This window comes from Novosphingobium sp. BW1 (genome assembly GCF_008107685.1).
Lineage (GTDB): Bacteria > Pseudomonadota > Alphaproteobacteria > Sphingomonadales > Sphingomonadaceae > Novosphingobium.
In genome coordinates, this window is record NZ_VIRF01000084.1 from 28,707 (window position 1) to 41,332 (window position 12,626).

General features: G+C 64.3%; 10 protein-coding genes and 1 pseudogene. 10 read left to right on the forward strand and 1 reads right to left on the reverse strand.

What is annotated here, in order from left to right:
* Nucleotides 1–66: 66 nt before the first annotated feature.
* The 10 genes and pseudogenes from FMM79_RS16015 to FMM79_RS16060 form a co-directional block, all read left to right on the forward strand.
* Nucleotides 67–1,287: a toxic anion resistance protein gene (locus FMM79_RS16015; RefSeq protein ID WP_148628454.1), complete on the forward strand. Its 1,221-nt coding sequence runs from the start codon at nucleotides 67–69 to the stop codon at nucleotides 1,285–1,287.
* A 58-nt stretch (nucleotides 1,288–1,345) separates the two neighbouring features.
* Entirely contained in the window at nucleotides 1,346–2,056 is a 711-nt protein-coding gene (locus FMM79_RS16020) for a hypothetical protein (protein ID WP_148628455.1), read from the forward strand.
* Nucleotides 2,056–2,670 (forward strand): YqiJ family protein, encoded by a 615-nt coding sequence (locus FMM79_RS16025; RefSeq protein WP_148628456.1) that lies wholly within the window; start codon nucleotides 2,056–2,058, stop codon nucleotides 2,668–2,670. The genes FMM79_RS16020 and FMM79_RS16025 overlap by 1 nt, the downstream gene beginning before the upstream one ends.
* Nucleotides 2,671–3,078: 408 nt before the next feature.
* The gene (locus FMM79_RS16030; protein WP_371710945.1) at nucleotides 3,079–4,776 is read left to right on the forward strand and encodes a flotillin family protein; all 1,698 of its coding nucleotides are present in this window, start codon (nucleotides 3,079–3,081) and stop codon (nucleotides 4,774–4,776) included.
* 236 nt (nucleotides 4,777–5,012) lie between these two features.
* Entirely contained in the window at nucleotides 5,013–6,272 is a 1,260-nt protein-coding gene (locus FMM79_RS16035) for a TadE/TadG family type IV pilus assembly protein (protein WP_148628458.1), read from the forward strand.
* A complete protein-coding gene (locus FMM79_RS16040) occupies nucleotides 6,269–6,757 on the forward strand; it encodes a TadE/TadG family type IV pilus assembly protein (RefSeq protein ID WP_148628459.1) in 489 nt (162 codons plus the stop codon). Before FMM79_RS16035 ends, FMM79_RS16040 begins: the two co-directional genes overlap by 4 nt.
* Complete coding sequence (locus tag FMM79_RS16045) at nucleotides 6,754–7,161, forward strand: TadE/TadG family type IV pilus assembly protein (RefSeq protein ID WP_148628460.1); 408 nt, start codon at nucleotides 6,754–6,756, stop codon at nucleotides 7,159–7,161. Before FMM79_RS16040 ends, FMM79_RS16045 begins: the two co-directional genes overlap by 4 nt.
* 127 nt (nucleotides 7,162–7,288) lie before the next feature.
* Nucleotides 7,289–8,572 (forward strand): Zn-dependent hydrolase, encoded by a 1,284-nt coding sequence (locus FMM79_RS16050; RefSeq protein ID WP_148628461.1) that lies wholly within the window; start codon nucleotides 7,289–7,291, stop codon nucleotides 8,570–8,572.
* Between the two features lie 104 nt (nucleotides 8,573–8,676).
* Entirely contained in the window at nucleotides 8,677–9,894 is a 1,218-nt protein-coding gene (locus FMM79_RS16055) for an MFS transporter (protein ID WP_148628462.1), read from the forward strand.
* A 112-nt stretch (nucleotides 9,895–10,006) separates the two neighbouring features.
* A pseudogene (locus tag FMM79_RS16060) lies at nucleotides 10,007–10,458 on the forward strand (transposase); the annotation flags it as partial.
* Nucleotides 10,459–10,652: 194 nt separating this feature from the next.
* Here the strand turns inward: FMM79_RS16060 and asnB are convergent.
* Nucleotides 10,653–12,596, reverse strand: a complete 1,944-nt coding sequence (gene asnB / locus FMM79_RS16065; protein WP_148628463.1) for an asparagine synthase (glutamine-hydrolyzing) — start codon at nucleotides 12,594–12,596, stop codon at nucleotides 10,653–10,655.
* Nucleotides 12,597–12,626 lie beyond the last annotated feature (30 nt).

Below are 12,626 nucleotides of genomic sequence, written 5' to 3' on the forward strand. Positions count from 1 at the left end.
GACGGGCGCCCAAACCTACCTTGTCCGTCCAGTACCGGGTAAGATGCAGGACAAGGACTTTCACGAATGGCGAGCACGACCGACACGGCTGTGGCTGACGAACTCAAGCTGACGCCGCCCGATCCCGTGCCCACCGTGCAGGCCGAAAAGGCCGCCGGGCTCGTGCCGGTGGACGAGGAGCAGAAGTCCAAGCTGCAGGTGCGCGTGGACGAGTTTGTTTCCGATCTTGTCTCGCAGGACGCCAGTTCGCCCGATTTCGGCCGCCGCGTCGACCAGATTACCAACATGGGCCGCAAGGAGATCTCTGAGGCAGCCGGGCACTCCAACCGCTTTCTCGACCGCCCGATCCGTGCGATGGATCGTGACAGCGGCGTGGGCGCGGATCTGGCCGAACTGAGGAAGACGGTAGAGGATCTCGATCCCTCGACCAAGGGTGACCTGCTTTCCAAGCGCAAGATCTTCGGGATCATTCCCTTCGGATCGAAGCTGCGCGACTATTTCGACGGCTACCAGAGCGCGCAGGGGCATATCTCGGCAATCCTTACCCGTTTGCAGAACGGCAAGGACGAACTCCTGATGGACAACGCGGCCATCGACGTGGAACGGCAGAACCTGTGGGCTTCGCTCGGCAAGCTGGAACAGATGATCTGGATGTCCAAGGCCCTCGACACCGCGCTCGAGGACAAGGCCGCCGATCTTGACCACAGCGATCCTGCCAAGGCCAAGGCCGTGCGCGAGAGTGCGCTGTTCTATGTTCGCCAGCGCACGCAGGACCTGCTGACGCAAATGGCTGTCTCGGTGCAGGGCTACCTCGCGCTCGATCTTGTGAAGAAGAACAATGTCGAACTCATCAAGGGCGTCGACCGCGCCTCGACGACGACCGTGGGCGCGCTGCGCACCGCGGTGACCGTGGCGCAGGCGATGGCGAACCAGAAGCTCGTGCTCGACCAGATCACCGCGCTCAACACGACGACCGCCAACATCATCGAGGGCACCGGCCAGATGATGAAGGACAACACCGCACGCATCCACGAGCAGGCCGCGAGTGCGACCATTCCGCTCGAAACGCTGAGCCGCGCCTTCCAGAACATCTACGATACGATGGACTCGATCGACACCTTCAAGGTCAAGGCGCTCGATTCCATGAAACAGACGGTGACCTCGCTCGAAGGCGAGATCGACCGTTCCAAGGCGTACATTGCCCGCGCGCAGGGCCAGACCGAGGGGCTAGCCGAAGGCGATACCAAGGCTGCGCAGAACCTCTTGGAAGCGCTTGACGAGAAGTAAGGCCGGGTGCCCTCTGCAGGGGGCCATGACGTAACGACAGCAGGAGAGAACGAGAGACATGGCACAGGTGCCCGCGCGCCGGGTTTCAAAGGAGATCGTCCGGGCCGCGCGCCGCCAGCGCGCCGCGCGCCTCTACACCGCGAAGAAGCAGCGCTGGGCCTTTCGCCTGCGCCGCCTGCGCCGCGCGGTGCTGGCCGTGGGCGCGATCTTCGTGGCCGCGCTGACGACCGCGCTGATCCTGGGGGGGCTCACGTTCGTGACCACGGTGCTGGTGACGCTGCTCGCCTTCGTCGTCTTCTGCTTGCTCTCGATCTACCCGTCCGCGCCGCGCACCCGCGCGGGCGATCTGCACGAGACCGAACTGGCCGAACTGGCGGGCTCGACCGAGATCTGGCTGGAGGGCAAGCGCCGGGCACTGCCCAACGCGGCGGTCGATGCCATCGACATGATCGGCGTTCACCTCGAACAGCTCGCGCCCCAGCTCGCCACTATGGAGGAGAGCGGGCCCGCCGCGCGCGAGGTGCGCAAGCTCCTTTCCGAGCACCTGCCCAGCCTGGTCGACAGCTACACCCGCATTCCGCCCTCGCTGCGCGCCAGGCCCGGCACCTCGGGCCTTTCGCCCAACGAGCAGCTGGTGGACGGCTTGTGCGTCATCTCCGATGAGATCGAGGCGATGAGCGAGGATCTCTCGCGCAACGACGTTGATGCACTCGCCACGCGCAACCGCTTTCTGGAAACCAAGTACATCGACGCGAGGGACCAGGGCTGATGCTCGATTTCCTGACGGCGGGGGAGAATCTGCCGTTCTCGGCCGCGCTGGGTGTCGTCCTTGTCTTGGCGTTCGTGCAGGTATTCGGCCTTGCCGATGCGCTGGAAGGGGACGCAGACGCCGATATCGATCTCGATTCTGGTCTTCTCTCGCTGGTCGGGCTGGGGCGCGTGCCCTTGATGGTCTGGCTTACCGTTCTTTTCAGTGTCTTCGGGATCCTGGGCTTGTGCGCGCAGGAACTTCTGGCAGGGCTGACCGGAGCGGCCTGGACACCCTGGCTGGTCGGCCCTGCAACGGGCATCGTCGCGCTCCCGCTGACGGGCGGGCTCTCGCGTCCCCTGGCACGCCTGCTGCCGCGCGACGAGACCTCGGCGATCGACCGATCCTCCTTGGTCGGGCGTGAGGGCGAGATCGTGATTGGAACCGCCTCGCAGGGCTCGCCGGCACGGGCCAGGATCCTCGACCACTTCGGGCAGGTTCATCACGTCATGCTCGAACCGGACAACGCGGGGCAGACCTTCGTCACCGGCGAGCGCGTCCTCATCGTGCGGCGCGAGGGCGACCTGTTCAAGGCGATCGCGCGCGGGGATCACTACCTGCCCAGACTGAGGTGATCTGCCGCGCGGGTCTATCTGCAATCGACTCGCAACAATCCGGTTTTCCTAGGCAACATATTGCGATTTCGCTATGTAAGTCCCAACCGAAACAATGAATTGTCAGAGCGGGGCGATGGGCTGTCCGCAGCGTTGTTTCTTGGAGTTTGGACTATGTGCATCGCCTTGAACCGGGCTTGATGCCGAAGCCATCTTGAAAACCGGACCTGCGCTTCGCGCATCTGTTCAAACTGTCTGCGTTTTTCACACATAGCCTTGGCAGGCGTGCAGAATTGAAGTCATTTGAGCTCAACCGCGTCTTCGCGTGCGCGGTTGAGTTGGGATGAGTTCAAGAGCGGGGCGTTGGGCCATCCGCTGCATCCCGCTCAAGGAGAGAGTGAAATGACGGGGCTTTACAGCATCGCCGTGATGGTCGGAGCGATTGTCGTGGCGCTTATGGCCATCGGCATCGTGATGGCGCGCCTGTACAAGCGGGCGAGCAAGGAGATCGCGTTCGTGCGTACGGGCGTAGGGGGCGAGCGCGTTGTGATGAACGGCGGTGCGCTGGTGCTGCCGGTTTTCCACGAGACAATGCCGGTTAACATGAACACTGTGCGCCTGGCCGTGGAGCGCAAGAATGGGGATGCGCTCATCACGCTCGACCGCCTGCGCATTGACGTGAAGGCCGAGTTCTACGTGCGTGTCCGACCGGACGCCGGCGCCATTGCCATGGCCGCCCAGACGCTGGGCGCGCGCACCATGCACCCCGAAGCCCTGAAGGACCTGGTCGAAGGCAAGTTCGTGGACGCGCTGCGCTCGGTCGCGGCGGGCATGTCGATGAACCAGCTGCACGAGCAGCGCGCCGACTTCGTGCAAAAGGTGCAGCAGGTATCGTCCTCGGACCTCGCCATGAATGGACTGGAGTTGGAGTCGGTTTCGTTGACCGGGCTGGACCAGACATCCATTGAGCACTTCAACGCCAACAACGCGTTCGATGCCGAAGGTCTCACCAAGCTGACCGAGCAGATCGAGCTGCGCAAGAAGACGCGCAACGACATCGAGCAGGACACGCGCGTCCAGATGGAGTCCAAAAACCTGGAGGCCGACCGCCAGTCGCTCACCATCCAGCGCGACAACGAGTTTGCGCGCCTGGAGCAGGAGCGCGAGGTGGAAATGCGCCGCGCCGAGCAGATGGCGGAGATCGCCCGCGAGCAGGCCAAGCGCACCCGGGAATCGGACGAGGCCCGGATCGAGGCCAAGCAGCAGGTCGATGGTCGCCAGATCGAGGCCGACCGTACCATCCAGGAGGCGCAGATCGCGCAGGCCCAGGCCGTCGAACTGGCGCGCCAGGAGCAGCAGATCGCGATCCAGAACAAGAGCCGTGAGGAAAGCCAGGCAAAGAGCCAGGCCGACGAGGCCCGTGCCAAGGCGGTCGCCGCCGAGGAGCAGGTCACGACCAGCCGCGAAACCGAAGTGGCTGAGCGTCTCAAGAGGATCGAGCTGATCGAGGCGGCCAAGGAAGCCGAGCGCCAGGCCATCGCCATCAAGGTGGAGGCCGAGGCTGAGAAGGAAGCCGCGTTCAACCGGGCCGAAGCGGTGCGCCGCGAAGCCGAGGGCGAGGCGGAAGCCGAGAAGCTCAAGGCCGAAGCTGCGCGCGTGCGCATGGAAGTCGAGGCGGCTGGCCAACGTGCAATTAACGAGGCGGCGAACATCCTCTCCTCGGAGCAGATCTCGCTCCAGATGAAGATGGCGCTTCTGAAGGTTCTGCCCGAGGTCGTGCGTGAGAGCGTCAGGCCGCTCGAAGCGATCGACTCGATCAAGATCGTTCAGGTCGACGGCCTCACCCATAAGGGTGGCGCGGGCGCTGTGGGCGGAACCGGGGCTCCGGTTGGCGGCTCGGGCAATCTCGCCAGCGACGCGGTCAGCGCCGCGCTTGCCTACCGCGCGCAGGCGCCGATGATCGACGGGCTGATGAAGGAACTGGGCCTTGATGGCTCGACGCTGTCGAACATGGTCCAGGGAGCAGGCGTGATGCCGGTCCCGGCCGCTCCGCAGGAGGCCGACAACGACGGCGCAGAGCCGACGGGATCGTCCGAGGGGCCCTATCGTCCCAAGACGATCGGCTGATCTCTCGCGGGGGGGTGGGGGCGAGTCGTTCGCCCTTCTTTAAAAATTCCGGCCTGGTGGGAACCAGGCCGGAGTTTGTTGCGTTTGGGCCCATCAGGGTTAAAATATGGAAATTGGGAAGTTGCACCAGCGCAATGGGATGGTTTCTATAAAATTAACCAATTAAGTTTTGAGGATCTTATTTTTGTAGGCGCTTGGGTGATTTCGATTGCAACTGTCGAAAGCCGCGAACCGCCATGCCTTACCCGGCATTCCTGACCCGTCTGCGCTCCGATCGCTCGGGAAGTATTCTTACTTTCACCGGGATCGGCTTCGTGACCCTGATCGGCGCTGCGGGTCTCGCGGTCGATACCGCGCAGTGGTACTTGTGGAAGCGCCAGTTGCAGCAGGCCGTCGATGCGGGCGCGCGTGCGGGCGCGCTCAGCATGCTTCAGTCCGAAGGGGCAGAGCCGGGGGCCCGCAAGGAAATCGGGCGCAACGCGGACAACACTCTCAACGTCCTCGTCGAGCGGATCAGCAGTCCGCCGTACTCGGGGGCCTTTACCGGCGATACGGGCGCGGTGGAGGTCATCGCGACAACCAGTCAGAAATTGCCGTTCTCCAGCGTATTTCTCGATGTCGCGCCAACCATTCGCGCACGCGCGGTCGCCACGCGTACCGACGAGGGCGAATACTGCGTCATCGCGCTAGCGCCTGTCGGGATGGGCGTGCGCGCGGTCGGCACGGCCGATGTCAACCTGGGCTGCGGCGTCGGGGCCAACTCGGGCATTCAGGCGGCCATCGACCTGACCGGCACCAGTTGGATCAACGCACCCAACTTCCATGCCGTGGGCGGCATCGATGCCAGCTCGCGCAACATTCCCGAAGATGCCGTGCTCCAGCCTTACGGCCTTCCGATCCAGGATCCGCTTGCGGGCCGCGAACTCGAGGCGCCCAGCGAACCGGAAGGGTGTACGTACAACAAGTACTCGAACAACCCCAAGGACGTGCAGACGCTTACCCCAGGGCGCTACTGCAACGGTTTGACCCTGAAAGGGGTTACGACCCTTTCGCCCGGCACCTACATCATTGATGGCGGCCTCCTGGATGTGGCAAGTTCGGCCACGGTAATCGGGGATGGTGTCACCTTCGTGCTGACCGGAAGCGGGACGGGCAATGCCGCCTCGGTCAAGATCACCGGCGGCGCCACGATGGACCTGACCGCGCCCAGCGCCGCGCAGAGCCCGACCTGGAAGAACGTCCTGTTCTTTCAGGATCAGATCGGTTCCAGCAGCGAGAGCAATTTTGCAGGTGGCAGCGAACTCGATCTCACCGGCGTCATCTACATGCCCAACGGCGATGTGCGCTTCACTGGTAATTCGGGCCAGTCGGCCGAGTGCCTGCTGCTGATCGCGAATCACGTCACTTTCGCGGGCACATCCTCGCTCAACAACAACTGCACGGTCGACTACGCCAATCTCGACCTGTCGGCCCCGGTCGTGAAGGTGGTCGAATGAGTTTCGCCGAACTGGGCCGGCGCATCGCTGCGCTGCGCCGCGACCGGCGCGGGGCGAGCGTGATCGAACTGGCGCTGGTTTTGCCGCTGCTGCTCATGATTCTGGCCGGCATGGTCGAGGTCTCGCGCTTCGTGGTTGCGCGCATCGATGTCGAGCTGGCCGCGCAGCGCACTACCGACTTTGTGCTCGCCAAGCGTCCGCAGAGTTCGGACACAAGCTATATCGTCACCGAGGCAATGGCCGCAGCGGACGTCGAGGCCGGGCAGGTGACGGCCGAGCTCTTCCTTGAATGCGACGGAGTGCGCAAGGACCAGTTCGATTCTTACTGCGCGGCGGGCGAGGAATCGGCACGCTATGTCGAGGTCTCGATCAAGAAGACGGTGGAGATGCAGTTCGACTGGTCCAAGCTGGCAAGCCTGTTCGGTTCGCAGGTCCTGGGCTCGACGATTACCCTTGAAGGCACCAGTCTGGAGCGCATTCAGTGAACTTGCCTCACGCTTTGAAGCGCCTCGCCGCGAACCGGGAAGGCGCCTCGGTGATCGAGTTTGCCCTCGCCATGCCGGTGGCGGCCGCGCTCATGATCGGCATCCTGCAGTTTGCGCTCGTGCTTCAGGCAACCGGCGCAATCCGCCACGCGGCAGGTGAGGGCGTGCGTTACGCCAATGTCCATCCCGACGCGACCGAGCGCCAGGTCTCCGAAAAGGTGCGCAAGGAAATGGCTGGCCTCAACGAGGATGGCATCGTGCGCATTGCCCTAGAGCGGGGCATCAGCGATGGCGCGCAGTTCGACAAGATCGCTATCGAGTACCAGCTCGAACCCGTTGTGCCGTTCATGCAGCTCGATCCCATCTCGCTGAACGAGACGGTTCTCTCTTACGTTCAGAGTTGAGGTACGCATAGGCCGGGTGCCTGCGCCGCAGTTCCCCGGCTTGCCCCGCCCCCGTGGTGGCGTCTAGTCTCCCCGCCAACAGAGCGTGGGCAATCCGCGCCGCACATACCGGACAAGGGAGGCGCACGTGCCCAGCGTCAGCATCGAGAGGATCGAGCGGGACATCACCGCCATTTCGCGCTTCGGCTTCAATGAGGCCGATGGGGGCGTCTATCGACAGGGCTTCAGCCCCGAGGACATGGCCGTGCGCGAATGGCTGCGCGGGCGCTTTGCAGAGCTGGGCATGACCCACCGCATGGACGGTGCGGGCAACGTCATCGGCCGTTTCGATCCGTCCGGGCGGGGCGAGGACGTGCCCGCCGTCATCATCGCCTCGCACACCGATTCCGTGCCCGCGAGCGGCATGTTCGACGGGGTCCTGGGCGTCGTCGCAGGGCTTGAGGTTGTGCGCACGATGAAGGCGAATGGGATCGAGCCGCTCTATCCGGTCGAAGTCATCGCGACCGCCGAGGAAGAGGGGCGCTTCGGGGGCATGCTGGGCGCCCAGGCGATGACCGGGCAGCTGACGCGTGAGTGGCTCGATGCCGCGGCGGACGAGCGCGGCGTGAAACTGGTGGACGCCATGCGCGAGGCGGGGCTCGATCCATCCCGCGCGATGCACGCCTACCGCCCGCCCGAGACGATCCGGGCCTACCTTGAACTCCATGTGGAGCAGGGGCCTGTCCTCGATACCGAGAAGACCACCATCGGCATCGTCGAGGGTATTTCCGGTGTCTTCAAGTGGATGGTGCGCCTCATCGGCAAGGCCGACCATGCCGGGACCGCGCCGATGAACATGCGCGCCGACGCGCTAATGGGCATGGCCGATTTCGCCCACGAGATCCCGCGCATCATCGAGGAAGAGGGCACCGGCAAGAGCCGCATCACCATCGGCCACGTCAACTGCAAGCCCGGCTTTCCGCATACGGTGCCGGGCGAGGTCGACTTCACCATCGTCGGGCGCGACCTCGATCACGAGAAGATGAAGGCGCTGGCCAGCGCGTGCGAGCGGGTTCTGGCCGCCATCGCGCGGCGCAACAAGCTGCACTTCGAATACGAGCAGATGTCCTGGCTGGCCCCGGCCTATTGCGACACCGGGCTGATCGCGCTGATTGAGGGCAAGACGAAGGAGCTGGGCTACAGCTACAAGATCATGCCCTCGGGCGCAGGCCACGACGTGCAGTTTTTTTGCGAGCATTCGCGTGCGGGGCTGTTCTTCGTGCCCTCGGTGAAGGGCGTGAGCCATGCGCCCGACGAATGGACGCACTGGGTCGATTGCGAGCGAGGAACGCGGCTTCTCTACGAATGCGTGTGCGAACTTGCCTGCAACGAGCGCGCGCTGGAAGAGGCCGGACAGGCCGAGCGGGTCTGACACGGCGGGCGCCCGTCCCTGGACCAACCGGCCCCTGACCGCCCAGCGAGCAGCGCAGGCAGGGAGCGCTTGCCCTTGATGCTGCGCTGCGACAAGGTGCCGCGATGAGTGGTTCCCTTTCCGGCGCCGTGCGGCGCGAATTTGCAGAAAACTGGCTGACCGTGTTGGCCGCAGGGCTTGCCATTGGCGTGGGCATGATGGGCATCGGCTTCTATGCTCTGGGTCTTTTCGTCACGCCGGTGCAGGAGGAGTTCGGCTGGAGCCGCGCGGCGGCTTCGGGGGCCGCGACCTTCGAGCAGCTGGGCATCTTCCTCTCCGCGCCGATCGTGGGCCGACTGGCCGACCGCTACGGCGTGCGCGTGATCGCGATTGCAAGCTATATCGCGGCGCCCATCGGCTTTGTCCTCCTGTCGCGGGCCGGGAATTCGGTGGCGATGTGGTGGGGGCTGTGGCTGCTGGTCAGCCTCGCCGGATGCGGCACGACGCCGGCTATCTGGGCGCGTGCGGTTTCAGCCAAGTTCAATGCCGGGCGCGGTCTGGCGCTCGGGCTGATGCTGATGGGATCGGGTCTCGCCGCCTTCCTCGCGCCTGCGCTGCTGGGGCCGATCTTTGCCTCGAGCGGCTGGCGCACCGCCGCGTTGGCCATGGCCGCCACGATCCTTGTCGTCGGCCTGCCGGTAAGCCTGCTCATGCCCCGCGAGAAAAAGGCTCCGGTAGCCAGTGCCGAGCCCAAGGTGCGCGGCCGTTTCGAGGTCAACCGCCAGACCCTGACCATCGTGGGCATCGCCGTCCTGCTGGGCTTCTTTGTCGCGGGCCTCATCGTGCATCTGGTGCCCATGGTGGTCGACCGGGGTATGCCGGCCGCCGAAGCCGCGCAGGTCGCGGCCAAGATCGGCATCGCCGTGATTGTCGCACGCGTGATCGTGGGCTATCTCTTCGACCGCTTCCACGCGCCGTTCGTGGCCGCGCTGTTCCTGCTCTCGCCGGTGGTGGCCGCCTTGCTGCTCGCCTTTGGGGGGCCGGTGACAGCCGCCGCGCTCATGCTGGGGCTAGCCGCGGGCGCCGAGGTTGACATGCTCGCCTACTTCACCGGGCGCTATGCGCACCTGCGCAATTACGGCGCGACCTATGGCGTGGTGCTGGGCATGTTCAGTTTCGGCGCGGCCTTTGGCCCTGCGGCCTTCGGCTGGTCTGTCGATGCGACCGGCAGCTACCACTTCGCGCTGATCGCATCGGCGCTGGCGTTGGTCATCGTCGTCGCGCTGATCGCGACGCTCGGCGCCTACCGCGATCCGGTCGTCGCCGAGGTTCTGGAAGGTTGAGTGCGCCTGGCATTACTTTGGCAGAAGTATGATTTTTGGGATTTCCATGGCGCGAAATGCGCGATTCATGGAGAGCCAGCTTTGATGGAGGCTGGCGATGGCAAAGGACTGGCAGGCCGACGAACTGGTCGGCGGTGACGGAGCCTGGCTGATCATCGAGGACACCGCCCTGCCGAAGAAGGGCAAGGCGTCAGCTGGCGTCGCGCCCCGATACGCTTCGGCGCGGGGCAAGAACGCGAACTGCCAGACACTGGTATCCGTGACGCTGGCTTCGGGCGAAGTTCCGGTCATGCTGAGCTTGCGGTTGTTCCTGCCGGTAAGCTGGACGAGTGACGTGCCGCGAATGGAAAAGGCTGGCGTGCCTATCTTCTTGCGTGCGTATCGCACGAAGCCGGAAATCGCGATTGAAAAGATCGATCGCGTTATCCGGCCGACGTGCAACGGATATTGCCGGTGGCAGGCCGCGGACGACCGCGGATGCGACACGTGCCGGACGTCAAATCTCGGGCCGCATACACCATGCTCGAAGACGCGAAGTGGCGTCAGGTCAGTTGGCGCAATGGCCTATGCCTCCCTGCAGAGCCGCCGGATCGCTCAGGCGAGACGAAAAAAAGAGATCTCGGCCCGCCGCCGCAACCCAGCCTGCCAGCAGTGCGCCAAGCCATTCTTGACCTCCTGTAACGTTCCCCACCAGCGCAATGCCCTCACTGCGGATGCTCACCCGACCTCAACCCGATCACACTTGTGCCAAAGTAGTGCTAGGTCAGCAGCTCTTCCACCGCGTGAAGGCCGATGGCGTGGTTGAGGATGATGTCCATGCGCGTGTTCTGCGCATGGTCGTCCGAGGCGCGGTAGTCCGCGATTGCCGCGCCTAGCTTCGCAGGATCGAACAGGCCCTTGGCAGCCAGGCGCTGCGGCGATAGCCAGCGCGCGATCAGCTTGTCGATCTCGGCGGTCTTCTTTGCATCGGTGTGGGCAGGCGGGGCCATGAAGGCGAACTTTTCGCGCTCGTAGAGGACGTGCGGGAGGACATGCTTCATGGCCTCGCGCACCACCCACTTCTCGACGCCGCCGCGTACGCGCACCTGCGGGGGGATGCGCATCGCGAGTTCGGCGACGTGGTGGTCGAGGAAGGCCGGACGGCTTTCGAGGCTGTTGGCCATGTCCACTCGATCCCCACCCCAGTTCAGGATCTGCCCCTCCAGCATCGTCTTGATCCAGGAATACTGGACCTTGTCGAGAACGTGGCGACCCTCCAGCATGGCGGGATCAAGGCTGTGGGCAATAGCGGCGATGGGATCATAGTCACCCAGCTTCGCCTTGAACTCCTCGGACAGCAGCGGCTTTACCCGTTCGAGGGTGAGCATCCAGGGCTGAATCCAGCTGGGGGTGAAGCCCATGACGTCCTCGAAGGCGGGGTGGCTGATGGTCTCCTCGGCGAGGACCGAGCCGGAGAACAGCGCGTTCCTCTTGCGCATTTCCTGCGCCGCCGGTGTCGCGGCGTATTCGGGATCGTGCAGGAACAGGTCGGCCTTGAACTGAGCATAGCCGCCGAACAGTTCATCCGATCCCTCGCCGGTGATGACGACCTTGTAGCCGACCTCGCGTACGTGCTTGCTCATCAGCATCTTGGCGACGCCCAGCGTGTTGTAGAAGGTCCGCTCGGAATAGCGGATCGCGTCCTCGAAGTTGGAGCCGTAGAGGTCCTCCGCCTTGAGTTTCAGAATATCCTGGTCGGCGCCTGCCATCTGGGCCATCTCGGTGGCGATATGGGCCTCGTCGTAGCGTGCATCGTCAAAGGAGATGGTGAAGGCCTTGACAGGCGACTGCTGGATCGCGGCCGCCATGCCCAGGATCGAGCAGCTGTCGATGCCCCCTGAAAGGTAGCAGGCGACCGGCACGTCGGCTTCGAGCCGGAACGTGATCGATTCGACCAGCGCGGCGCGCACCGCCTCAATGTGGTCTTCATCGCTCTTGACGTCGTGCTCGCCCTCGCGCGGGAAATTCGCGTCCCAGTAGCGCTCCTCGCGCACCGCCACGCCATCGCCTGCCTTCTCGATAATGAGCATGGTGCCCGGCTTTACCGCCTGGATTCCCTCGTAGAGCGTCATGCCCGGAACCATGACCTGCATCATCTGGTGCAGCTGGGCCTTGGGGCAGACATCGCGTGGCACGTCTGGGTGGGCAAGCAAGGCCTTGATCTCGCTGCCCCAGACGATCCCGCGCGGCCCGTGGTGCACGAAGAGGGGGCGGATGCCGAAACGGTCGCGCACCAGTACCAGGCGCTGCCTGTCCTCGTCGAACAGGGCAAAGGCAAATTCGCCGCGCAGGTGCTCCACGAAATCGAGGCCATGCTTGGCGTAGAGTTTCAGGGCGATTTCGCTGTCCGACTTGGTCGAGAACTGGAAGCCGTCGGTGCGCAGGAGACCGCGCAGGCGCTTGTAGTCGTAGAATTCGCCGTTGACCGTGGCGGCAATGCCTCCCGTGCCATCGTCGCTGCGGCCATGCAGCGGTTGCTCGCCGGCGTTGAGGCCGATGATCGAGAGCCGCGTGTGCGCTATGGCAAGGCCGTTTGCGGCGTCGAAATGGAAGCCGCGCCCGTCGGGGCCGCGATGTTCCAGCTGGTCGGCCATCGCCTCGGCGTGGCGGGGCGTGTCTTGGTTATAGCCCGAAGGGGTCCAGAGACCGGCAATGCCGCACATATCGGGAGGTTCCTTGGATGAAAAAGCTGT